The organism is Thauera sp. 28 (assembly GCF_000310145.2).
Taxonomy (GTDB): domain Bacteria; phylum Pseudomonadota; class Gammaproteobacteria; order Burkholderiales; family Rhodocyclaceae; genus Thauera; species Thauera mechernichensis.
On record NZ_AMXA01000001.1, the window covers coordinates 70,811 to 94,435 of the forward strand.

Sequence of the window (23,625 nt, forward strand, 5' to 3'; positions counted from 1 at the left end):
CCCGCTGTCGATCGGCCCTTGCATTGTGCCGGCTCAGACCCGTGCGGGCTTGCATGCAGAGAGCCTGCACGCCGCGTACTTGAACTCCGGAATTTTCCCGTAGGGATCGAGCGCGGGGTTGGTCAGCATGTTGGCCGCCGCTTCCACGTAGCAGAAGGGCACGAAGACCATGCCCTCGGGCATCAGCGGGTCTGTGCGCGCGGTGAGCGTGATGCTGCCGCGGCGGGTCTCGATGGCGAGCGGTTCGCCGGGTTCGAGGCCGAGGCGGGCGAGTTCGCCGGGGGCGAGCGTTGCCACGGCGGCCGGCTCGAGTGCGTCGAGTACGGCGGCGCGTCGGGTCATGGAGCCGGTGTGCCAGTGTTCGAGCTGGCGGCCGGTGATGAGCACGGTGGGCCAGGCGTCGTCGATCGGCTCGTCGGGCGGCAGTGGCACGGTGGGGCGGAAGCGGGCGCGGCCGCTGGCGGTGGGGAAGCGGTCGCCGAAGACCACGTCCAGGCCGGGGGCGTCGTCGGCGGGGCAGGGGTAGGTGACGGATTGCTCCGCGTCCAGCCGCTCCCAGCTGATGTGGTCGAGCGAGTGCATGCCGCGTTTCATCTCGGCGAAGACGTCGCGCGGGTGGGTGTAGTGCCAGTCGAGGCCAAGGCGGCGGGCGATTTCCTGGATGATCCACCAGTCGGGGCGGGCGTCTCCGGGCAGGGGCACGGCGGCACGGCCCATCTGTACCTGGCGGTTGGTGTTGGTGACGGTGCCGTCCTTCTCGGCCCAGGCCGAGGCCGGCAGGATGACGTCGGCGAACTGTGCGGTTTCGGTGACGAAGAGGTCCTGCACGACCAGATGCTCGAGCATGGCCAGCGCGCCGCGTGCATGGGCGAGGTCGGGGTCGGACATGGCCGGATTTTCGCCCTGGATGTACATGCCGCGGATGGTGCCGGCATGGATTGCGTGCATGATCTCGACCACGGTGAGGCCGGGCTTGTCATGCAGCGGCGTGTTCCACAGCTCCTCGAAGGCGGCGCGGATCTGCGCATTGCCCACGGGCTGGTAGTCGGGGAAGACCATCGGGATGAGGCCGGCGTCCGATGCCCCCTGCACGTTGTTCTGGCCGCGCAGCGGGTGCAGACCGGTGCCGGGGCGGCCGATGTGGCCGGTGGCAAGCGCGAGCGAGATCAGGCCGCGGGCGTTGTCGGTGCCGTGGGTGTGCTGCGAGATGCCCATGCCCCAGAAGATCATCGCGCGCTCGGCCTTGGCGTACAGGCGGGCGATGTCGCGGATCTCTTCGGCAGCGACGCCGCAGGCGGGCGACATGGCCTCGGGTGTCATCGGTGCGACGTGGGCCTTGAGCGCCTCGAAGCCTTCGGTGTGGGCGGCGATGTAGTCCTCGTCGTAGAGCTGTTCGGTGACGATGACGTTGAGCATGGCGTTGAACAGCGACACGTCGCTGCCCGGGGTGAAGCGAACCATGCGGTGGGCGTAGGCGCCCATGGTGATGCCGCGCGGGTCGAGCACGATGAGCTTGGTGCCGCGCTTGGCCGCCTGCTTGAAATAGGTGGCGGCCACCGGGTGGTTAACCGTCGGGTTGCAGCCGGTGAGGATGACGACGTCGGCCTGCTGTGCCTGCATGAAGGAGGCGGTGACCGCGCCAGAGCCGATGCATTCGATCAGCGCGGCGACCGAGCTGGCGTGGCATAGCCGCGTGCAGTGGTCGACATGATTGGAGCGGAAACCGGTGCGCACCAGCTTCTGGAACAGCCAGGCTTCCTCGTTCGAGCACTTGGCGCTGCCGAAGCCGGCGAGCGCGTCGGGGCCGTGGGTGTTGCGCAGGCGGAGCAGGCCGGCAGCGGCAAGGTCCAGCGCCTCGTCCCAGCTCGCGGCGCGGAAGTGGCTGAATGGCTTGGCAGGGTCGAAGTCCGGGTCGAGGCCCTTAGGTACGCCTTCGCGGCGGATCAGCGGCACGGTGAGGCGGGAGGGGTGGTTGGGGTAGTCGAAGCCGAAGCGGCCCTTTACGCACAGGCGGTTCTCGTTCGACGGCCCGTTGCGGCCTTCGACGAAGACGATCCTGTCCTGCTTGACGTGGTAGGTGAGCTGGCAGCCGACGCCGCAATAAGGGCAGACCGAATCCACCTTGCGGTCGGCGCAGGCGGAGTCGCCGCGGCCGTTCGCGTCGACGATGCGGGCGGGCATCAGCGCGCCGGTGGGGCAGGCCTGCACGCATTCGCCACAGGCCACGCAGGTGCTGTCGCCCATCGGGTCGTCGAAGTCGAACACGACCTTCGAGGCTGCGCCACGGTGGGCGAGGCCGATGACGTCATTCACCTGAACCTCGCGGCAGGCGCGCACGCACAGGTTGCAGGCGATGCAGGCGTCAAGATTCACGTGCATCGCGGTGTGCGAAGTGTCGGGCGGCGTGGGCGCCGTGCGGCGCTGCGGCAGCTGTCTGTGCAGCGTGTCGGGCGCATCGATGTCGAGCGCCATCAGGTCGACCATCTCCCAGAAGTGGCTGGCGCGGTCGGGGCTGTCGGCGCGCGGCGGCTGGTCGGCGAGCAGCAGCGCCATGACGCCTTCGCGCGCAGTGCGTGCCCGTTCCGAGCTTGCGCTTCGTACCACCATGCCTGGCGAGGCCTGGCGGATACAGCTCGCGGCCAGGGTGCGCTCGCCCTCGATCTCGACCATGCAGGCGCGGCAGTTGCCGTCGGCGCGATAGCCGGGTGCGTCCTTGAAGCACAGGTGCGGGATGCGTTCGCCCGCGCGCTTGGCGACCTGCCACAGCGTCTCGCCCGAAAAAGCCTGCACGCGGACGCCGTCGAGGGTGATCTCGAAGGCGTCCAGCGTGGCAGTCAAGGAGGAAACGGGAGCGCCGGAGGGCGAGGAGGCAAGTGTGCTCATGAAGCGGATTCCGTATTGACGGCCGCGGGCCGCAGGCGGATGCCCTGTTCTGCCAGTTCGGCCGGGAAGAAGCGCAGCAGGCTGGTGACCGGGTTGGGCGCGGCCTGGCCGAGGCCGCAGATCGAGGCGTCCTGCATGACCTGGGCAAGGCGCTGGAGCTGCTCGGTGTCCCAATCGTCGCGTTCGAGCAGGCCGAGCATCTTCTCGGTGCCCACGCGACAGGGCGTGCATTGGCCACAGGACTCGTCGGCGAAGAAGGCCATCAGGTTCTTCGCCACCGCACGCAGGTCGTCCTGGTCCGAAATCACCACGATGGCGGCCGAGCCGATGAAGCAGCCGTGTGGCTGCAGGGTGTCGAAGTCGAGCGGGATGTCGGCCTTGCTCGCCGGCAGGATGCCGCCGGAGGCCCCGCCGGGCAGGTAGGCCAGCAGGCGGTGGCCTGCGAGCATGCCGCCGCAGTATTCGTCGATGAGCTCCTGAAGCGTGATTCCCGCCGGCGCCAGATGCACGCCGGGCTTCATCACCCGCCCCGACACGGAGAAGCTGCGCAGGCCGTGGCGGCCGTGGCGGCCCTGGCTGGCGAACCAGTCGGCGCCGTGCTGCCACAGCAGCGGGATCCAGTACACGGTCTCGACGTTGTTCAGCAGCGTCGGACGGTCGAACAGGCCTTTTTGCGCGACGAAGGGCGGGCGGTGGCGCGGCTTGCCTGGCTTGCCCTCGAGTGATTCGATGAGTGCGGATTCCTCGCCGCAGATGTAGGCGCCGGCGCCGCGGCGCAGCACGATGTAGCCCGGTTCGGCGAAGCCGGCGGCCTCGGCCTCGGCGATCGCCGCGCGCAGTACCGCGTGCAGGCCGGGGTATTCGTCGCGCAGGTAGATGTAGAGCGCAGCGGCATCGACCGCCCACGCGCTGACGAGCGCGCCTTCCAGAAAACGGTGGGGCGCCTGTTCCAGGTAATGGCGGTCCTTGAAGGTGCCGGGCTCGCCCTCGTCGGCGTTGATCACCATGTAGCGTGGCGCAGGTTCGGCGCGCACGAAGGCCCATTTCCTGAAGGTGGGAAAGCCGGCGCCACCGAGACCGCGCAGGCCGGCGTGCTCGAGCATGGCGCCGAGCTGATCGACCGACACCGCCCCGTCTCTGGCCTTGGCGAGCAGTGCGTATCCGCCCTCGCGGCGGTAGGCCTCGAGCCCCTGCCATGCGATGGGCGCGGGGTGAAGTTCGCCCCCGGCGAGCTGGGCGAGCACTGCGCCCGGTGTCGTGTTGCCTAGATGGCGATGGCCGACCTCGACGACCGGTGCGCTGTCGCAGCGGCCCATGCAGGGGGCCCGCAGCACGCGCACCTGCGTGGGGTCGAGGTCGCGCGCGAGTGCGGCATGCAGCGCCTGCGCACCGGCAAGCTGGCATGGCAGCGAATCGCACACGCGGATCGTGACGGCGGGGGGCGGAAGCGCCTCGTCACGGACGATGTCGAAGTGGGCGTAGAACGAGGCGGTCTCGTAGACCGCGGCCATCGGCAACCCCATCCAGTGGCTGAGCGCACGCAGGTGAGCCATCGACAGATGTCCGAACGCGTCCTGGATGGCGTGCAGGTGCTCGATGAGCATGTCCCGGCTTCTGCCGCCTGCGCCCAGCAGGGCCTCGATGTCGTGCAGTGCGTCAGGTGCGAGCTGGCGGCCACGCTGTGTGCCGCGGGTGCGCTTGCCTGGTGCCGCGGAGGGTGTGGGGGCTGGGCCGGAAGGATGCGGGCGAGTCATCGTCGTGGGTCGGTCCTGGTAGGGCGCTGGCCGGGTGTGTTCAGCGGCCAAGGATGCGCTCGAGCAAGCTGGCGAACCAGCCCTTGGGTTCGACGTTGGCGCTTGCCCGGGCTGGCGGTGGGGCGCTTGGGCCCTGGGGCGCCTGCGCTGTGGTGGATTCTGCAGCACTTGGCTGGCGGCGGACAGGTTCGGGGCGACCGCTTGCGGGGGCTGGGCCGCCGGCGCTGCGCACGGCGAGCCGTGCGGCGAGCAACTGCTGGTAGTGGCGCCTCTGCACCGAGTCCTGCGGTGGTGTGCTGAGCCCCGCGATGGCGGCAAGCTGGTCGTGGTGGCGGCGCAGGATCGAGTCGGTTGGTGCGGGGCAAGCGCTCATGATCGGATACCTCCTGGTGGGGTGGTCGCATTCACGTCCGAGCCGAACCTGCGTGCGGCGAGCAGCGCTGACGTGTTTCACAGGCGAGGGTTTGCAAGCCCTGTGCCAGGCGCCCGATCGCCTTGGCATGCGGCCGCCCGGCCTGCCGATGCGGGATAGCCCCGATTGATCCGTCGGACCGCTCATCTACATTTGCTTCAATGTTGGGCAGGTGCTACTTTTTTGAACATAACAATGCATTGCACCCGATCAACAACGATACGGGGCATCCGGAGGAAGACACGATGAGCGCTATGCCGCGGACGAAAGTGGCGCGCGAGGATCGGGCTGCTGTCGCTCGTGAGCATTTTTTCGAGCGTGGCGTGGTGCCCGACAAGTACCTGTCGCCGCTGATCCTGCGCTCGTGGGAACGCTGTCGCGACGTGGGCCTGGACCACCGCGACGGCGGCTCGATCGAAGTGGCGAGCCGGGCGCAGCTGGAGGAGTCGCGCAACCAGAGTGCGCACATGCTCGAACTCGCGAGCGGCGTCATGGAGCATGTGTTCGAGCAGATCCGCTCCTCGGGCAGCATGGTCATCCTTGCCGACCTGGATGGCATGATCATCCACAGCCTGGGCGATGCGGCCTTCGTCGATCGCGCGCAGCGCGTCGCCTTGCAGCCCGGCGCGTGCTGGAGCGAGGCGCGGCTCGGTACCAACGGCATGGGTACGGCGCTGCTCGAAAAGGCGCCGGTCGAGATTCTCGGCTCCGAGCACTATCTCGACCGCAACATCTTCCTGGCCTGTTGCGCGTCGCCCGTGTTCGACGCCCATGGCCGCATGGCCGGTGTGTTCGACATCTCGGGCGACTACCGCAACCCGCAGCGCCATACGCTCGGGCTCGTCCGCCTGTCGGTCCAGCTGCTGGAAAAGCGCCTGTTCGAGGCCGAGTTCGGCAAGGACATCCTGATTGCCTGCCATCCGCGGCCGGAGTACGTGGGCAGCCTGCAGGAGGGCCTTGTTGCGCTCAGTCCGGACGGCACCATCCTGGGGGCCAATCCGGCGGCGCGGGAATGGTTTGCCTCGCAGTCACATGATGCTGCGGGCGGCAGCTTCAATGAGCTTTTCCGGCTCGGTTTCGGTGCGATCATCGATCGTTTGCAGTCAAGCGGCAATGCTCTGGTCCGCCTCGGTACACGCAATGGCGGCGAGCTGTATGTGCAGTTGCGCAGCATCAGGCCGCTCGCGCTGGCGGGAGCGGGCGAGGTGGCCGCCGACGGTGGCCAGCCAAGGACTGAGCAACGCTTGCGCGCCCAGGCCGGGGCAGCGCCGGCGGCGCGTGCGGCCGAGCGCAGCGAGGCAGCGGGGCCGACGCTCGAGTCGCTGGCGACCGGCGACGAGCGCTTGCAGCGGGCGATCGACCGCGCCCGGCGGATTGGCGGCAAGGACATTCCGCTGCTGATCCAGGGCGAGTCCGGTGTCGGCAAGGAATTGTTTGCGCGCGCTTTCCACAACTCGAGCGCGAGAGCGGACGGCCCCTTCGTACCGCTCAACTGCGCGGCCATTCCCGAGCACCTGATCGAGTCCGAGCTGTTCGGCTACGTTGGCGGTGCGTTCACCGGCGCACGGCGGGAGGGCGCGGTTGGCAAGGTGCAGCAGGCCCATGGGGGGACGCTGTTCCTGGACGAGATCGGTGACATGCCGCTGGCCATGCAGACGCGTTTGCTGCGTGTGCTGCAGGAACGCAGCGTGACCCCGGTCGGGGGCATGAAGGCGATTCCGGTCGATATCTCGCTGGTTTGCGCGACTCACCGCGTGCTGCGTGATGCGGTGGCGAATGGTGAGTTTCGCGAGGATCTGTACTACCGCGTCAATGGCCTGACGGTGACCTTGCCGCCGCTGCGCGAGCGTAGCGATGTCGGCACGCTGGTCGACCGCTTGCTGCGTGCCGAGGCGCGGGACTCGGGGCGCGAGGCGATCTCGATCAGCGCCGAGGTGCGGCGCTTCTTCGAGACCTACCCTTGGCCGGGCAACATCAGGCAGCTGCACAGCGTGATCCGGGTCTCGGCGGCGCTGCTGGAGGATGATGAGGACGAGATCGAGTCGGTTCATCTGCCCGAGGAACTGTTCGGACCCGAGCCGTTCGTTCCCACCCAGCATGGCGGCGCGTCACCTGCGCCGAGCGAGGGCGTGTTGCCGCCGAGCGAGCCCGCTGTTGCGCGCAGTCTGGATGAACTCGAGCTCGAAGCGATCGCCAAGGTCATGCAGGAAGTCAAGGGCAATGTCTCGGCCGCCGCACGCCGGCTGGGCGTGAGCCGCAACACGCTTTATCGCAAGCTCGGGCGCATGAGCTGAGGTTCGGTGTCGGCCAGCCGGTTCTTTGCCATCTCATTCCGCGTCGGCCGAGCGCCCGGGGACGGGATGCCGGAACCACATGCGCCTCAATACGCCCTCGCCGTGAACGGCGTGCTTGATGACGGCGGCCACGTGAAGGGCGACCAGGGCGGCAAGCAGGTTCGTGGTCCAGATATGGACGATCTTCAGGAATTGGTAGGCTTCGCGATTTTCGGGACCCCATGATGGCAGCGAGAAGAGCCCGAAGAAGTCTATTCCCCAGCGTGAGAAGTTCGTTCCCACATATCCGCTCAACGCCGAGCCCAGCAACAGCAGGTACATCGCAAGGTGGCCCCAGGCAGCCGCGCGGTGCTGCCAGGGCGGGAGCGTTGCCGGCAGCGGCGGTGGCGAGAACCGCCTGCGCTGCATCGTCAGCAACAGGATCATGATGAGCGCAAGCAGGCCGAACGACTTGTGAAGGTTGAAGAAGTAGGCGCGCTCGGGTGTCCTCTGCGGGATGTCGACCATGTACCAGCCCAGTGCCGCAGCGGCGATGACGAGAAGGGCGAGTAGCCAGTGCGATGCCACGAAGGGATTCGGATAGGTCTTGTTCATGGTGTTCATTCCGGGACGATCCTCTCTGGTGTGCGTGTTCGGCGCCAAGGACGCTGCTTGCGAAGGCTCACTCCTGCCCTAGCAGTCGAGCAGTGCGTGAGACGATGCGCTGCATGAGCGCGCGCGCGGCGTCTCCGCCTGCGCCGTGCAGCGAAGGCGGACGGTAAGCAAGGACGGCGGCCGCCTCGCCCTCTCGCAAGGTGTATACGGCGATCGACAGTGGGCAGAGCGCGATGTGCTCCCTTGCCTCGGTCACCAGCGCAGCGGCGACCGGCGCGCTGCAGAAGGTGAGGATCTCGGCCTCTGCATAGAGTCCGTGTGCGTGGCCGAGGTCGGCCGCGGTGCGATCGAGCATGCGGGCGAAATGACTCTCGACCGGCCGTGCAATGCCCTCGTTGGCGATGGCTTCGGCGAGTGCCTCTCGTGCATCGGCGAACTCGACAGTAACGAAATGGCGGGTGACGATACCCTCCGCATTGCCGTCTGCGCATGCGGCCAGGCCCGGGGTGAGCACGGCAAGTGCCATGGCAAGGCGTGCGACCCGGAGCAGGCTTGCTGTGGCGCTGGCAGGCGGCGAGTTGTGCAGGTCGGGCAAGTTCTTGCTCCAGGTGCGTTTGTTGCTTCTGACGGATGTGGCCTTCTTCGCCCGGAGACGAAGTAAATGCGTTCAAGAACCAGTCTTGCCCTGGCGCTGCTGCTCCAGTCCTCTGTCGTACATGCGGTCGGGGAGGCAGAGCTTGCCGAACTCGTCGAGCGTCCGAGCATCGGCCTTTACAAGGCCTATGCCGAGTTCAAGATGGCCGACTACGACAGTGCGCGCCGCATCTGGCAGGCGCTCGCCGAGCGCGGCGTGGCCGAGGCCTGGTTCAATCTCGGTATCCTGGCCGAGGACGGACTGGGCGAACCGAAGGATGCTGCGCTTGCGCTGGAGCGCTATCGGCGTGGTGCCGAGGCGGGTTCGGTGAAGGCGCAGTACCGCCTGGGGTTGCTGCATCTCGACGGCCGCCTTGTTGCAGCCGACCTCGAGCAGGCCCGGCATTGGCTTTCCCTTGCGGCAGGCGCGGGAGACGCCGAGGCTGCGCGCAGGCTCGAAGCGCTCGACGCCGGGCATGCGCGTTGACGCCGGCGCCTCAGTCGCGCCGGCCGCCGCTCAGGGCGGCCTGTTCCGCTGCCGGGAACAGGTGCACCACGGAGCGGCGGAACTCGGTGTCGACGAGGGCAAGCTGGGCAAAGCGGGCGGGGATGTCGAGCGCGAAAACTTCGGTCATGTCCATTCCGGCCTCGGCCGCATCGCGCATCGTGCCGGCCAGCCATTCGAGGTAGTCGCGGGTCTCGTGCAAGGGGGCGAGGCTGGCGCTGACGTCGCCGTGGCCGGGCACCCAAAGGCGGGCTGGCAGGCGCGCAAGCTGCTCTAGCGCGGCGATCCAGCGCGGGATGTCGGCATGTGGCGTGGTCGGGGCGCGGCCATTGAACAGCAGGTCGGCGGCGTACACCGTGCCGCTGTCGTGGTCGACCACGACGAGGTCCGCCGCCGTGTGCCCGCCGAGGGCGAGGAACTCGACATCACGCCCGCCGATGTCTTGCCTGCCCGCGCTCAGGGCGCGGGCGGGGATGACCACTTCGGTGTCGCGCATCCAGTCGCCATTGAGACGATACATGTTGTCGTTGAAGCCTTCGCCCTCGCTGCGGATGCCGGCGATCGTCTCGGGCAGTGCAGCGAGCGTGTCCTGCGGGAAGGCCTGGTTGCCGAGGAAGTGGTCCGGGTGGTGGTGGGTGTTGAGCGTGAGCACGACGGGTAGCGGTGTCACCGCGCGGATGGCAGCCAGCATCTGTTCGCCATAGCGCCGCGACGGGCCGGTATCGATGACGATGACCCCACTGCGACCGACGATGAAGCCGGTGTTGACGATGTTGCCGCCGTTGTCGAAGGAGAAGTCCTCGCGCAGGCCGACGATGACGTAGGCGCCGGGGGCGATCTCCTGTGCGACGAGGCCGTAGTCGAAGCTGCTGCGCTGCTGGGCAGCGAGCGGCAGCGCGATGAGCAGGGCCAGCAGCAGGCCGGCGAACGAAAGAGGGCGCCTCATCGTGTCACCCATGCATCGATGCGGTTGCCGTTGTTGTCGCGGCCGCTCACGTGGAGCCTTCCGCCGCTTGCCGCCTCGGCCAGGTCGATGGTGAAGCTGGGGTTCTCGGACACCGGCTCGAGCGGCTGTATGCGGCTGAGGATGCGGCCGTTTTCGTCGCTGATCACGATGTCCTCGATGTGGAAGGCCGGAATGCCGGCCGCGAGCCCGGTGTCCATGGGGTGGATGACGCGCATGCGCAGGCGCTCGCCGCCATCGATGCGCGCCCACAACCGGCCGCTGACCTCGTTGAGGCGTTCCTGCCATTCCGGCGAGCCGGAGCCGACCGAGGGCAGGGTGCAGCCGCCGCCGGTTGCAGTGACCCAGGCGCCGCCCACCCGCCAGACGCCGTCCACCGTGCGTGCGGCGACCCTCACCGGGGAGGATTGCTGCAGCTTGAGGCGGAAGCCGAGCCGCGCCTGTGCGGCACCGGGCTCGAAGCGCAAGGCCTTGAGAATCGGGTTGAAGTCGGCGAAGACGATCATCTCTTCCACGCCGGGCAGCGCGCTGGCATCGACCGTGATCGGCACATTGAGCGAATCTTCTGCCACCAGCGGGCCGCTGACGCTGATGCGCGGGTCGAACACGACCTCCTGTCCGTCGAAGAAGGCCTTTGCCATGTCTCCCCAGCGTGGTGAGTTGAGCGGGTCATTCGCCGTCTGCTCGCCTGCGGGGGCGGCGACAGCGTATGGCGGGCCGAGTGCGAACGTACCTGCCCACAACAGGCCGGCAAGAACAAGGGTGTGGCGGATCATGCGGTCTCCTCGTTGCATGGGTGCGGCGCCGGAAGGTGTCCGGGCCGCCCCGTTGCGTGTTTTGTGCCTGTCGGGCAGCAAACGTCATGCCAAGCTCCGCTCATGTCGTCGGGGGCGGTTGATCTGGCGTTTTGCCGCAGCGCTGCTCCAGCCGGCTGCGTGCAGAGCTGTTCCGAAGCGCAACGATTGTGCCCAAGTGTTACATCCGGCGTTGCTGCCTGGGCAGGCGCTGGAACACCGGAGCGCATGATTTGGAGCCTCCCCGATGCTGGCATGGCGATTGCAGTTGTCCATGTGTCCGGTCCGGGTCCGTGCCGGAGAAGAAGTGGATCAATAAACCATACGTCCGAGAGACACCAAGGAGGAGTCGATGATGAGCAAAATCAAGCGCCAGCGTGCCCTACCCGTGATGCTGACCGCGCTGACCGTGGCGCTGGCGGGCATCGGTAGCGCACAGGCCAAGGGCGTGACCGACGAGGACATCCTGAAGGATGCGGAGTTGACCCACCAGATCGTCACGCACGGCCTGGGTACCAAGGGTCAGCGCTACAGCCCGCTCAAGCAGATCAATCCCGAGACGGTGCGCAATCTGGTGCCGGCCTGGGCTTTCTCCTTCGGTGGCGAGAAGCAGCGTGGCCAGCAGTCGCAGCCGCTGATCCATGACGGCAAGATGTTCGTTACCGGGTCGTACAGCCGGATCTACGCGCTCGACCTCAAGACCGGCGCGAAGCTGTGGAAGTACGAGCACCGTCTGCCCGAAGGCATCATGCCCTGCTGCGACGTGATCAACCGCGGTGCGGCGATCTATGGTGACCTGGTGATCTTCGGCACGCTCGACGCCCAGCTCGTGGCGCTCAACAAGGACACTGGCCGCGTGGTCTGGCGCGAGAAGATCGACGACTACAAGGCCGGCTACTCGATGACCGCGGCGCCGCAGATCGTCAAGGGCAAGCTGATCACCGGCGTGTCGGGCGGCGAGTTCGGCGTGATGGGACGCGTCGAGGCCCGTGACCCGCTCACCGGCAAGATGATCTGGATGCGTCCGGTGGTCGAAGGCCACATGGGCTACACCTACGACAAGGATGGCAAGGCGATCGAGAACGGTGTGTCGGGCACGGTCAACGCGACCTGGCCGGGCGATCTGTGGAAGACCGGTGGCGCCGCCACCTGGCAGGCCGCCTACTACGACCCTGACGTCAACCTGATCTTCATGGGCACCGGTAACCCGGCGCCGTGGAACTCGTGGCTGCGTCCGGGCGACAACCTCTACTCTGCGGCGACGGTGGCCATCAACCCCGATACCGGCAAGATCGTCTGGCATTACCAGAGCACCCCGCACGACGGCTGGGACTATGACGGTGTGAACGAATTCATCTCGTTCGAGTACAACGACCCGAAGACTGGCAAGCTGGTCAAGGCGGGCGGCAAGGCCGACCGCAACGGCTTCTTCTTCGTCAATGACCGCGCCACCGGCAAGCTGCTCAATGCCTTCCCCTTCGTGACCCAGATCGACTGGGCCAAGGGCATCGACATGGAGACCGGTCGCCCGATCTGGAACGACGAGAAGCGCCCCGGCAACCCCTTCCTGGATAGCGTGAAGGATGCCGGCAAGGGCGAGGTGGTGTTCAACGCGCCGTCCTTCCTGGGTGGCAAGAACCAGATGCCGATGGCGTTCAGCCCGGACACCGGCCTGTTCTATGTGCCCTCCAACGAGTGGGGCATGGACATCTGGAACGAGCCGGTGAGCTACAAGCGCGGCGCTGCCTACCTGGGCGCAGGCTTCACCATCAAGCCGCTGTACGAGGACTACATTGGTGCCATGCGCGCGGTCGATCCGGTGAACGGCAAGATCGTGTGGGAAGTGAAGAACAACGCGCCGCTGTGGGGCGGTGTGCTGACCACCGGCGGCAACCTGGTGTTCTACGGCACGCCCGAGGGCTACCTGAAGGCGGTCAACGCCAAGACCGGCGAGGAAGTCTGGCAGTTCCAGACGGGCTCTGGCGTGATCGCCCCTCCGGTCACCTGGGACGACAACGGCGAGCAGTACGTCGCCGTGGTATCGGGCTGGGGCGGCGCCGTGCCGCTGTGGGGTGGTGACGTTGCCAAGCGTGTGAACTTCCTCGAGCAGGGTGGCATGGTCTGGGTGTTCAAGCTGCACAAGAACTGAGCTGCAGGCCGTTTCCCATTGCCGGTGAGAAGCCCGGCGGCGCAAGCCGCCGGGCTTTTGCCGTGAACGCTGCTGCGGACGGACTCGGGAGCGTTGCCCAGTCGTCGCATGGGTTGCGGGCGTCATCGCGGGCGCGTCTCGATGAAGGCCTGGATTGCCCACGCCTCTTCGGTGGAGATCAGGTCCTTCCAGGCCGGCATGTGACGGATGCCGAGCCTGAGCTTGCCTTCCTCGACCGTCTTCAGGAAATAGACGTCTGCGTCCAGATGGCAGCGCTGCTGGAGCCCGGGGTCCGTCAAGCGCCGGCAGGTACGGCCGATGTTGCGCAGGTCGGCGGCCGGCCCGGGCTTGGTGGCGCCTTCGCCATGACAGCTGGCGCAATGCCGAGCGTAGTGCTTCTCGCCGCTGGCGATTGCCTCTGCCTGACCGCGCACGGGGTTGATGCGCTCGGCCTTGGGCTCGTCCACGGCCTGCCGTTGCGGCGGCGTCGCGCAGGCGGCCAGGGCCGCGACCGAGAGGGTGGCGATCAATCGGAGCGTGTGCGCCCAGCCGCCTGTCTTCACCAGTCGTGCGGGCATTTGTTGCACCCCTTCATGTAGGTTTCGTTGAAATTGGTGAAGCGTGTCAACGCGCCGTCGAGGTCGGCGTCGTCCAGTTCGGCGCTCTGGAACTTGGCCTCCTGAAGATCGGCGCCGACCAGGCGTGCGCCGCGGAAGCGTGCGTGGTTGGCGCGCGCGATCTCGAGCCGCGCGGCGCTCAGGTCGGCATTGGTGAAGTCGGAGCGCATCAGCCGCGCCGCTTCGAGATCGGCGCCCACGAAGCGCGCACCGACGAAGGAGGCGACCGGGGCGTTCACCTTGTTGAGGCGGGCGCCGCTGAGATCTGCGCCATCGAGGTTCGCGCCCGCGAGGTTGGCGCCGCGCAGATCGGCGCGGACCAGATTGGCTCCGCGCAGGTCTGCGCCGGCAAGATTGCGCCCGACCAGGTCGGCATGGCGCAGGTCCGCACCCGGGCAGCGGGTGTAGGGCCAGATGCCGCAGCCATTGATCTCATGGACCGGTTCCGGTTCGGCCTGAGCGCTCGATGACATGAGGGCGCCCGGCAGCACCGCACAGCCGAGAAGCAAGCGCAGGGCGTGCCGATAGCAGGTGTGGAACGTGTTCATGGTGTGTTCATCCGTGAGGTGTCGCGGGCCAGGGAGGAGGCTGGCCCGCGACCGGTTTGCCGCTTCAGTGCCTCAGCGGCTTGCCACCTGCTTGGGCAGCTTGAACACCCAGACGCTGCCGCCCTGCGTGACCTGCTTGGTGAGCTCGGCCATGTCGCCGCCCCAGAGCGGAACGGCGCCGCCGTAGCCGGACTGGATCGCGATGTACTGCTCGCCGTCCATCTCCCAGGTGATCGGGCTGGAGACGATGCCCGAGCCGGTCTGGAACTTCCACAGCTCCTTGCCGCTACGCTTGTCGAAGGCCTTCACATAGCCGTCGGAGGTGCCGGTGAAGAGGAGGCCGCCGCCGGTGGTGAGCGTTCCTGCCCAGAGCGGGAAGGTTTCCTTGTGCTCCCAGGCGATCTTGCCGGTCAGCGGGTCGATGGCGCGCAGGATGCCGACGTGGTCGTCGAACAGGCGCTTGATGCGGAAGCCTTGGCCAAGGTAGGCCGAGCCGGCCTTGTAGTGCACCTTCTCGGTCCAGTAGTCCATCGCCCAGTGGTTGCCGGGGATGTAGAACAGGCCGCTGTCGGGGCTGTAGGCCATGGGGTTCCAGTTCTTGCCGCCGAGGAAGGGGGGCGAAACGAATACGGTCTCGCCCTTTTCCTGGCCCTCTGCGACCGGCGGCGGGCGATTGCCCTTCTCGATCGGCTTGCCGGTGCTCAGGTCGAAGCCCGAGGCCCAGGTGATGCCGTCGACGAACGGCCAGGCGTTGATGAGGGCGGTGGGCTTGTTCGGGTGGTCGGCTCGGGCCGCGAGTTTCTCGCGGTCGGTGACGAAGAAGAAGCCGTTGCGGTCCGCATGCGCGCCGGCCTTGACTTGCTTGCCGGTCTTCGGGTCCTTGTATTCGAAAAGGATGATCTCGTTGTTGCCGGAGAAGTCCCAGGCGTCGTTCGGGGTGTGCTGATAGAAGCCCTTGAGTTCGCCGGTGGCCGCATCGACGTAGGCCTGGCCGGAGGTAAACAGGCTGTCCCAGTTGCGCGGGTCGTCGCCCGGAGGGGTGCGCGCCCAGGTGTTCCAGGGTGCCGGGTTGCCGGCGCCGATCACGATGGTGTTGGTGTCGACATCGAAGCTTGCGCTCTGCCAGGGGGCTCCGCCGCCATGGCTCCAGGCTTCGACCTTGCCCGTCTCGCGCGTCGGGTCGTTGGGCCAGGAGGGGGCCTTCGGGTCGCCGGTCGGCGTGCTGGGCTTGCCGTTCAGCGTGCCCATGTGGCCTTCGACCATCGGGCGCTTCCAGATCTCCTCGCCAGTGTCCGGGTCGCGGGCGTAGACGTGGCCGATTACGCCGAACTCGTCGCCCGAGTCGCCGTGGATCAGCATGACGCGACCGGACTCCTTGTCACGCGCGATCGTGGGTGCGCCGGTCATGGTGTAGCCGACCTTGTGGTCGCCGAACTTCTTGCGCCAGGCGACCTTGCCGGTCTTCTTGTCGAGCGCGACGATCGCCGCATCGAGGGTGCCGAAGAAAATCTTGTCGCCGAAGATGACTGCGCCCCGGTTGACGACGTCGCAGCAGGGGCGGATGTCGTCGGGCAGGCGGTGCTCGTAGCTCCACAGTTGCCTGCCGGTGCGGGCATCGATCGCGAACAGGCGGGAATACGAGGCGGTGACGTAGAGCACGCCGTCATGCACCAGGGCCTGGGCTTCCTGGCCGCGCTGCTTTTCGCCGCCGAATGAGAACGACCACGCCGGTACCAGGCCGGCGACGTTCTTGGTGTTGACGTGCGTCAGCGGCGAATAGCGCTGGGCCTTCAGGCCGAGCCCGTAGGTGAGCACGTCGCTCGTCGTCTCGTGGTCGCGGACGATGTCGTCCCAGGTGACGGTGCTTGCTGCCAGGCTCGACGCCGGAAAGGCGACGGCGAGCGAGGCCGCGAGAGCGGCCATCCGCAGCGGGCGCAGGACGGGGGTTGGAAAATGCGTGCGAGTCATTTGTTGGCGTCTCCTGTTTTATTGCTATGTGGCGCAGACCGCCTGCGCCATTGCGGAGCCAAGTCTGCGGGCCGGGGGCGTCGATGGCCCGGGCGGTCTTCCCGATGAAGCCGGGAGTTTTTCCCGAGCTGGCATGTGACTTGCGTAGCCAGAGGCAGCTAAGGAGCATGGGAGAAGGCGGAATGGATCTGCGGGCGAGGCTGGTTGGCGGCTTGGTCGGGTACTTCGTGCTCTTGATCGTGCTGGCCTGCGTGCTGATCGCGCTCGCATTGCGTGAGGACGTCCTCGAGGAGGTGGACGCTTCGTCCCGACTCGTCGACCTGATGCTCGCCATGTCCGATGCCGGCGAGCATCGCCTGGCGCGCGTGGAGTCCCTGATTGCCGAGGGCGGTATGAGACATCTGGCGGTCACGCTCGAGCGCGACGGAGAGCCTGTTGCGCAGGAGGCAGCGGCTGGAGGCGTGCCGCGCTGGCTTGCAGCTGTCCTTCCGCACGCGGTGTTCGACCTTGCCGAACAGCGCATCCGGATCGACGGTGCGACGGTGGTCATCAAGCCCGATCCGGCGAGCGAGACGAGCGAGATCCTTGCAGAGTCTGCGCGCATGCTCGGGCTCTTCGTGCTGTTCGTGTTCGTGGCCGGTTTCGCCGCCTGGCGCACCGTCGGTGTGGCCCTGCGCCCGGGGGTGGAGCTGGAGCGAGGGCTGGTTGGCCTGCTCGATGAGACCCCGCGCACGCTGCCGGCCTTCGAGCTGCGCGAGTTCGACCGTATCGCGCGAACGATGGAGTCGATCGCGCACGAACTGGCACTGGCGCGCGAGGCCGAGCGGCAGATGGGGCGACGGCTGATCCAGGTCCAGGAGGCGGAGCGCCGGGCATTGGCGCGCGAGCTGCATGACGAGATCGGCCAGACCCTGGCGGCGCTTGGTCTTGCAGCGGCCTACATCGAGCGCCATGCGGGGACGGCTGAGCGCGAGGCGATCGCCGACTGCGGGCGTGAGATCCGCGAGGGCGTGGCGACGGTCTCAGGCCAAGTGTCGGGCATCCTCAAGCGCCTGCGGCCGCATGGCCTCGATGAGCTTGGCCTGCTGGAAGCGCTCAACGACCTGCTCGATTTCTGGCAGGGGCGTCAGGGTACTGCGGCGATTTTCGCCCGGTTGCCGACAGCGCTGCCGGCCCTGCCCGAGGCGGCGGCGCTGTCCATCTATCGCACGGTGCAGGAGGCGCTGACCAATGCGCATCGGCATGGAGACGCGACGCATGTGGACGTCGAGCTTGCCGTCGCCGCAGCCGCGGCCTTCGTGGAGCTGCGCATCGAGGACGATGGCCGCGGCTGCACCGAGGAGCAGCTGTCGAGGTCATCGGGTGGAGTGCTTGGCATGAGAGAGCGCGCACGCATCGCCGGTGGCGAGCTGGTATTCGAGAAGGGGCGTGCAGGCGGGCTCGCGTTGCGTCTGCGGCTGCCTGTCGCTGGATTGGAGGAGGGGAGACATGATCCGATTGATGTTGCTGGATGACCACGCGCTGGTGCGCACGGGGTATCGGCGGATGTTCGATGCCGAGCCCGACATGAAGGTGGTCTGCGATGTGTCCGGGGCGGATGAGGCTTGCGCCTGCCTGCGGACGCACGAGATCGATGTCGCGCTGGTCGATCTGAGCCTGCGCGGTGCGAGCGGTATCGATGCGATTGCGCGCATCCTCCAGCGCGATCGCAGTGTTCGCGTGCTAGTGCTGTCGATGTACGACGAGCCCGGCTTCGTGCGCCAGGCGATCCGTGCCGGTGCGCTCGGCTACCTGACCAAGAATTGCGCCCCCGATGAGCTGATGGCCGCCGTGCGCGCGGTGCATTCGGGGCGGCGCGTCCTTGCCGAGGGGCTGGCGCACTCGACCATGACCGCAGCCTTCGATTCGGAGGTGATGCTCGAGCGCCTCACGCCGCGGGAGTTCGAGGTGCTGCGCTTCGTAGCCAGTGGCGACCCGGTTGCAAGCATTGCCGAGTCGATGCACCTGAGCCAGAAGACCGTGCTCAACCATCTGTCGGCAGTCCGCCAGAAACTTGGCGCCGAGAACGACTTCAGGCTGCTCCACCTTGCCGTGAGGCATGGCCTGGTGAGTCTGGGAGAGCAGTTGCGGGCCTGACCGATACGTGCCGAACCGCAACAGATGCTCCATGCCGGATGCTCCACATGCCCGGTGTGAAGGCTCGCTGATGCGTCTGCCCGCGGGCCTGTTTCTTGCAATTTGGCAATCGGGATTGTTGCCCCTTGAATATCCGCACCTTGCAAGGATGGAATGATGAAGATGAATTACCCAAGGATCTCTCGGTTGATGGTGGCGGTATTGTGTGCCGCCGGTGTCACAACGGCCGTCCACGCAGGCGAACGCGCGACGCCGCGCGAGGCGCGGGCGATGTTCGAGCAGGCGGTCGGCTACATGGAGCAGAACGGCGCCGAGGCAGCCTTCGCGGCCTTCAATGACCGCACGGGCAAGTTCGTGCGCAAGGATCTCTATGTCTTCGTGATCGACGACAAGGGGGTCTATCACGCCAGTGGTGCTGCGCCCGAGGCGCTGGTCGGGCTGACCGTACTCAACACCACCGACGCGGCCGGTAACCCCCTGTTCCGCGAGATGATCGACACCACGCGGGTGAACCAGGAAGGGACGGTGCGCTACATGTGGCTGAACAGGGTGACCAACAAGGTCGAGCCCAAGGTGAGCTACGTGCGCAAGGTGGGCAACTACGTCGTCGGTGTTGGCTACTCCGCACCGCGCGCCGGTGCAGACGATGCCCGCGCGATGCTGGAGCGTGCGGCCAAGCTGGCCAAGGAACAAGGCCATGCGCGTGCGGCAGCAGTCTTCAACGACCGGCGTGGCGAGTTCGTGAAGAACGATCTCTACGTGTTCATGATCAACATGGACAGCGGTCGCTTCGAGGCCATGGGCATGAATCCGGCCCTGTCGGACACCGATGCACTGGGCCTGCATGATGCAGCCGGCAATGCCTTGGTGGCGGAGATGATCTCCAAGCTCAAGGATGCCGACGAGGCGACGGTCGATTACGTCTGGCGCAATCCGGTGACCAATGCGGTGGAAAACAAGCGCTCGTATGTGCGCCGTGAAGGCCGTTCGCTGATCGGCGTCGGGCACTACATCGAGTAAGCCGAAAAAATGCTCCGCTGCGGAGCATTTGTTCCGCAGCGGAGCAATGGAGCAGGGTGCCGATAGGCCCGCTGTTCAGGGCAGGCGGTGGGTGAGGCCGTGGTCGGCGAAGATTCTGGCCAGCGTTCCCGAGCGCTGCAGTTCGGCCAGTGCGTTCGACAGGGCGTCGGCAAGCTGGCCGCTGTCCTTCTTCACGGCCATGCCGAGCGGCCATGGCCTGATGCGCAGTTCGGGCATCCCGAGGGGGTCGAGCGCGATGTCGCCGCCGCCGCCGATGGCGCCCTCGAGTTCGGTGCGCGTGCCCATTGCAGCCGCAATCTCGCCGCGGCGCATGGCCTCGACTGCTGCGGCGAGGTTGGGGAAGTGCACGATGTTGGGCTGCAGGCGGCCATCCAGGATGTGGAGCAGGAAGTCGCTCGAGTGGGTGTCGAGTTCGACGCCGATCTTCTCCGTAGTGAAGACTTCGAAAGTCTCAGCGACCGAATTCGACGGCTGCGGTACGCGCTCGGGCAGGCGCGCCATCGCCAGTGTCTCGAGGTGATAGGGGCCGAAGATGCGTACCTGCGGGTTGATGGTAGCGAAGTGGTTGTCGACCGGCACGTGCAGCATCACGTCGCCCGGCTTGGTGCCGAGATAGTGCCCGCGCCACACCATGTTGCGCAGGTCGTCCTTCATATCCTCGTCGGCCGGGAACTCGACGATTTGCGGCTGTAGGCCGAGGTGCTCGGCAAGCGCACGACCGAGCGCGATGTCGACACCCTTGCCTGCAGCCGAGTAGGGCGGGAAGTTTGCGTAAACCGCCACCCTCAGGGTGCCGGGCTGCTGCAGTTCGAGTTCGGCAGCTGCCGCGGTGGCGGGCGGGATCAGGCCCGCGAGGGCCAGGGCCCCCGCGGCGCGCAGAAAGCGTCGGCGCTCATTGCTGCTCATAGACCGTCTCCAGCCAGGCACGGATGGCCCACATGGCTTCCTGCGACAGGATACCTTCGAACGGCGGCATGTATACCGCACCGTTGCGAGTGACGCCGTTGCGGACCTTGCCGATGTAGAACTCGTCCATGTAGTCGTCGTGCTCGAGGTAGCGCAGGTCGGGCGCGATGCCGCCCGATACCGCGCCCAGGCCGTGACAGCGCGCGCAGTTCTGGTTGAAGGCCGAGTCGCCGATGCGGATCGCGTCGGCGTTGCCGCGGTAGGGGTTCTTCTCGACCCATTGTTCGCCCAGTTGCGGCAATGAACTGGTATCGACCGCCTGCGGCACCACGTCGCCATGCGCGTGTGCCAGCGTTGCCGCGGCAACGATGCCAAGGCTTGCCGCGCCAAGTGCGAAACGGTTGATCAGTGTCTCCTTCAAGGTACGTGTCTTCACCTTGTGTATCCTCTTGTGCGTGGTTCGATTGGGTGCGTGTTTCCGGTGCCTCCGGACAAGCCTTGCACTGCAATCGCCGTGCCACCCAATGCTCGATAGGGGTCTGAGCTAGGAGTCTGGACGGCTTGTGGGGTGAGGTCGGCTGCGAGGTGCTGGCAGGCTTTGTGCTTACATTCGGGCAAACGGAGCAGTCGATTTGTTTCGAAGCGAATCAAATGCTACGTTTCGAACCGAAGCACTAGAAAAGATGGCGGCCTGTCGGTTGTTCCGGCAAGGCGGCCCGGAGGAGACGTGATGGCAACAGAGCATGCGCTGGCGCAGCCGGTGGCGCGCGAGTATCGCCTGCAGCGGGCGCGCAGCCAGTTCTTTGAAGAGGGGGTTCTGCCCGAGGACGGTGTCCCGGAGCAGATCGTGGATTCCTGGGTGCGTTGTCGTGACTTGGGTCTCGATCGTGCGTCCAGTGAGGCGAGGGACCATGCGGACCGGTTGCGGCTCGCCGAGGCGCGCGACCGCAGCGCCCGCCTGGTAGAACACGCCAGCGGCGTTATGGAGCATGTATTCGAGCAGATCCGCGCCTCGGGTAGCCTGGTGATCCTGTCCGATGCGCGCGGAACGATCGTGCATAGCCTGGGCGATGCCGAGTTCGTGGATAAGGCCAGTCGCGTCGCGCTGCAGCCCGGGGCATGCTGGAGCGAGGCCGCGCGTGGCACCAATGCGATCGGTACCACCATTGCTGCCAGTGCGCCCACGGTCGTGCTCGGTGGCGAGCACTTCCTCGATCACAACGCCTTCCTGTCCTGCACGGCTGCGCCCATTCTCGATCCGCGCGGTACCTTGGCGGGCGTGCTCGATGTCTCGTGCGACCAGCGGGCACACCAGCGCCACTCGCTCGGGCTGGTGCGTCTGTCGGTGCAGCTGATCGAACGGCGCCTGTTCGAGACCGAGTTCGCCAACGAGATCCTGGTTGCCTTCCACGAGCGTCCGGAGTACGTCGGCAGCCTGCAGGAGGGGCTCATCGCGGTCACCGCCGATGGCATGGTCGTGGGTGCGAACTCGATTGCACGCGAGTGGATCCACCGGCGGCTGGAAACCGGGACCGGTGGTACCTTTGCCGAACTGTTCCGCCAGGGGCTGGGCAAGATCGCCGACCGCGTCCGCAGTTCGAGCGATGCCCTGGTCAGGCTCAATCTGCGCGATGGCTCCGATCTCTATGTCCAGCTGCGCTCGATGAGGGCGCACGTCAGGTCGGCCATGGACGCGCCGACTGCGGCCGATGGGGGCCGCCCGGCTGCGCTTGCGGAGGCTGGGGGCAATCGGGCGCCTGCCGACAAGGGCAGGATCGTGCTCGAGACGCTGGCCACCGGCGACGCCGGGATCGCGCGTGCGGTCGACCGGGCGCGGCGCATCCTCGGCAAGGACATTCCCCTGCTCATCCAAGGCGAGTCGGGCGTGGGCAAGGAGTTGTTCGCCACTGCGTTCCACAACAGCGGACCGCGCGCCAGCGGGGCTTTTGTCGCCCTCAACTGTGCGGCGGTCCCCGAATCCCTGATCGAGTCGGAGCTCTTCGGCTATGTGGGCGGCGCCTTCACCGGCGCGCGCAAGGAAGGCTCGATCGGCAAGATCCAGCAGGCCCACGGCGGTACGCTCTTCCTCGATGAGATCGGCGACATGCCCCTGGGCATGCAGGCGCGCCTGCTGCGCGTGCTGCAGGAACGCTGCGTGACGCCGGTCGGCTCGTTGAAGTCGATCCCGGTCGATATCTCGCTTGTCTGTGCGACGCACCGGGTGCTGCGCGATGCCGTGGCGCGCGGGGAGTTCCGCGAGGATCTCTATTACCGGGTCAACAGCCTGACGGTGGCGCTGCCGCCGCTGCGCGAGCGCAGCGACATCCGCTGCATCGTGGACCGTCTGCTGCGGCTGGAGGCTGCCGAGGCCGGGCGTGGCGAGCTGAGTATCGGCGATGACGTCATGCGCTTCATCGAACGCTATGCCTGGCCGGGCAATGTCCGGCAACTGCACAACGTGATCCGGGTTGCGGTTGCGCTGCTCGACCCCGACGAGGACGAAATCCTGCCTTCCCATCTGCCCGAAGACCTGTTCCTGGCCGACCCGGTAGATGACGCAAAGCCATCGCCGCAGGGGCCTGGCCCCGGCATGCCGCCGGCAGTGGCGGCAACGGCTGGTGGCCTGGCCGCGCTCGAACCCGGCGCGCGCAGGCTCGATCAGCTCGAGGTCGAACTCATCGAGCGAGTGATGCGGGAGGTGGGCGGGAACCTGTCGGCTGCAGCACGCACCTTGGGCGTCAGTCGCAACCGCCTTTACCGCAAGCTCGGACGCGCGGGGGCGCGGCAGGCGGCAGGAGGGTAATCCCGGGTTGACCTTCGTCTGGCACGACATATGCTCGTAGTTGCATAGGCGACTCGGTTCCCGAGTTGCTTGTGGGTGGCTCGGCAGCCTCCAGGCCGATGACCACGACCAACAACGAATGAGGAGACGATCGATGTGGAAGGCACTGCACATTGATCCCGCCAAGTGCACCGGCTGTCTGCAATGCGAGATGGCCTGTTCGTACGAGCACACCGGGGTCATCAATCCGAGCAAGTCGCGCATCAAGGTGTTCAACTTCGAACACGAGGGCCGCAAGGTGCCCTACACCTGTACGCAGTGCACCGAAGCCTGGTGTCTGAACGCCTGTCCGGTCGATGCGATCCGCATCGACCTGGTGACCGGCGCCAAGATGGTCTTCGAGGACACCTGTGTGGGGTGCAAGGTATGCACCATCGCCTGCCCGTTCGGCACCATCAATTACAACCAGGACTCGGGCAAGGTACAGAAGTGCGACCTGTGCGAGGGCAACCCCGCCTGTGCCAGCGCCTGTCCGACCGGCGCCATCACCTATGTCGATGCCGACTGGACCGGTATCGACAAGATGCGCGCCTGGGCCGCGAAGGCCAACACCCCGGCTTCGGCCGCAGCCTGAGGAGGACGGAT

General features: G+C 66.8%; 20 protein-coding genes. 8 read left to right on the forward strand and 12 right to left on the reverse strand.

From position 1 onward, the window contains the following. Positions 1–33: 33 nt before the first annotated feature. From fdhF to C662_RS00295, 3 genes are read right to left on the reverse strand one after another with little or no spacing between them, the layout of a single operon-like run. Positions 34–2,883, reverse strand: coding sequence for a formate dehydrogenase subunit alpha (gene fdhF / locus C662_RS00285; protein ID WP_002923512.1), 2,850 nt, complete (start codon positions 2,881–2,883; stop codon positions 34–36). Beyond that, on the reverse strand, positions 2,880–4,637 hold the full coding sequence (locus C662_RS00290; RefSeq protein WP_232433182.1) for an NADH-ubiquinone oxidoreductase-F iron-sulfur binding region domain-containing protein: 1,758 nt from the start codon (positions 4,635–4,637) through the stop codon (positions 2,880–2,882). Before C662_RS00290 ends, fdhF begins: the two co-directional genes overlap by 4 nt. A 40-nt stretch (positions 4,638–4,677) precedes the next feature. After that, positions 4,678–5,010, reverse strand: coding sequence for a hypothetical protein (locus C662_RS00295; protein ID WP_002923514.1), 333 nt, complete (start codon positions 5,008–5,010; stop codon positions 4,678–4,680). A gap of 284 nt (positions 5,011–5,294) precedes the next feature. Between C662_RS00295 and C662_RS00300 the strand changes: the two genes are divergently transcribed. Continuing rightward, entirely contained in the window at positions 5,295–7,343 is a 2,049-nt protein-coding gene (locus tag C662_RS00300; protein WP_037983949.1) for a sigma-54-dependent Fis family transcriptional regulator, read from the forward strand. Positions 7,344–7,376: 33 nt separating this feature from the next. Here C662_RS00300 and C662_RS00305 read toward each other — a convergent pair whose 3' ends face one another. Together C662_RS00305 and C662_RS00310 are read right to left on the reverse strand one after the other, a co-directional pair. Beyond that, entirely contained in the window at positions 7,377–7,946 is a 570-nt protein-coding gene (locus C662_RS00305) for a cytochrome b (protein ID WP_002923518.1), read from the reverse strand. A gap of 58 nt (positions 7,947–8,004) precedes the next feature. Continuing rightward, on the reverse strand, positions 8,005–8,532 hold the full coding sequence (locus tag C662_RS00310) for a DUF302 domain-containing protein (RefSeq protein WP_002923521.1): 528 nt from the start codon (positions 8,530–8,532) through the stop codon (positions 8,005–8,007). 66 nt (positions 8,533–8,598) lie between these two features. Between C662_RS00310 and C662_RS00315 the strand changes: the two genes are divergently transcribed. Continuing rightward, positions 8,599–9,057 (forward strand): tetratricopeptide repeat protein, encoded by a 459-nt coding sequence (locus C662_RS00315; protein ID WP_002923529.1) that lies wholly within the window; start codon positions 8,599–8,601, stop codon positions 9,055–9,057. Between the two features lie 10 nt (positions 9,058–9,067). On the opposite strand, the gene C662_RS00320 is transcribed toward C662_RS00315, so the two are convergent. Next, positions 9,068–10,021, reverse strand: coding sequence for a quinoprotein relay system zinc metallohydrolase 1 (locus C662_RS00320; protein WP_002923531.1), 954 nt, complete (start codon positions 10,019–10,021; stop codon positions 9,068–9,070). Beyond that, positions 10,018–10,815: a quinoprotein dehydrogenase-associated SoxYZ-like carrier gene (locus tag C662_RS00325; RefSeq protein ID WP_002923533.1), complete on the reverse strand. Its 798-nt coding sequence runs from the start codon at positions 10,813–10,815 to the stop codon at positions 10,018–10,020. Before C662_RS00325 ends, C662_RS00320 begins: the two co-directional genes overlap by 4 nt. Before the next feature lie 373 nt (positions 10,816–11,188). Here C662_RS00325 and C662_RS00330 point away from each other — a divergent pair, with 373 nt between their 5' ends. Further along, positions 11,189–12,982 (forward strand): methanol/ethanol family PQQ-dependent dehydrogenase, encoded by a 1,794-nt coding sequence (locus C662_RS00330; protein ID WP_198291855.1) that lies wholly within the window; start codon positions 11,189–11,191, stop codon positions 12,980–12,982. Positions 12,983–13,104: 122 nt separating this feature from the next. On the opposite strand, the gene C662_RS00335 is transcribed toward C662_RS00330, so the two are convergent. From C662_RS00335 to C662_RS00345, 3 genes are all read right to left on the reverse strand, one after another. Further along, positions 13,105–13,560, reverse strand: coding sequence for a c-type cytochrome (locus tag C662_RS00335; protein WP_002923540.1), 456 nt, complete (start codon positions 13,558–13,560; stop codon positions 13,105–13,107). Beyond that, a complete protein-coding gene (locus tag C662_RS00340; protein WP_002923542.1) occupies positions 13,542–14,147 on the reverse strand; it encodes a pentapeptide repeat-containing protein in 606 nt (201 codons plus the stop codon). The genes C662_RS00335 and C662_RS00340 overlap by 19 nt, the downstream gene beginning before the upstream one ends. A 72-nt stretch (positions 14,148–14,219) precedes the next feature. Then, positions 14,220–16,115, reverse strand: coding sequence for a methanol/ethanol family PQQ-dependent dehydrogenase (locus C662_RS00345; RefSeq protein ID WP_002923543.1), 1,896 nt, complete (start codon positions 16,113–16,115; stop codon positions 14,220–14,222). Positions 16,116–16,297: 182 nt separating this feature from the next. On the opposite strand from C662_RS00345, the gene C662_RS00350 reads away from it, so the two are divergent. The 3 genes from C662_RS00350 (at position 16,298) to C662_RS00360 (ending at position 19,271) form a co-directional block, all read left to right on the forward strand. Next, positions 16,298–17,629, forward strand: a complete 1,332-nt coding sequence (locus C662_RS00350; RefSeq protein WP_002923547.1) for a sensor histidine kinase — start codon at positions 16,298–16,300, stop codon at positions 17,627–17,629. Next, on the forward strand, positions 17,604–18,251 hold the full coding sequence (locus tag C662_RS00355) for a response regulator (RefSeq protein ID WP_232431436.1): 648 nt from the start codon (positions 17,604–17,606) through the stop codon (positions 18,249–18,251). The genes C662_RS00350 and C662_RS00355 overlap by 26 nt, the downstream gene beginning before the upstream one ends. A 189-nt stretch (positions 18,252–18,440) precedes the next feature. Beyond that, entirely contained in the window at positions 18,441–19,271 is an 831-nt protein-coding gene (locus tag C662_RS00360; protein WP_002923551.1) for a cache domain-containing protein, read from the forward strand. Positions 19,272–19,346: 75 nt separating this feature from the next. On the opposite strand, the gene C662_RS00365 is transcribed toward C662_RS00360, so the two are convergent. Together C662_RS00365 and pedF are read right to left on the reverse strand one after the other, a co-directional pair. Continuing rightward, the gene (locus C662_RS00365) at positions 19,347–20,198 is read right to left on the reverse strand and encodes a substrate-binding periplasmic protein (protein WP_002923552.1); all 852 of its coding nucleotides are present in this window, start codon (positions 20,196–20,198) and stop codon (positions 19,347–19,349) included. Next, positions 20,185–20,634, reverse strand: a complete 450-nt coding sequence (gene pedF / locus C662_RS00370) for a cytochrome c-550 PedF (RefSeq protein ID WP_002923553.1) — start codon at positions 20,632–20,634, stop codon at positions 20,185–20,187. The genes C662_RS00365 and pedF overlap by 14 nt, the downstream gene beginning before the upstream one ends. A 294-nt stretch (positions 20,635–20,928) precedes the next feature. Between pedF and C662_RS00375 the strand changes: the two genes are divergently transcribed. Next, positions 20,929–23,001 carry a sigma-54-dependent Fis family transcriptional regulator gene (locus C662_RS00375; protein ID WP_002923554.1) on the forward strand — a complete coding sequence of 691 codons (2,073 nt, stop codon included), beginning with the start codon at positions 20,929–20,931 and terminating at the stop codon, positions 22,999–23,001. A gap of 133 nt (positions 23,002–23,134) precedes the next feature. Next, a complete protein-coding gene (locus tag C662_RS00380; protein WP_002923555.1) occupies positions 23,135–23,614 on the forward strand; it encodes a 4Fe-4S dicluster domain-containing protein in 480 nt (159 codons plus the stop codon). Positions 23,615–23,625 lie beyond the last annotated feature (11 nt).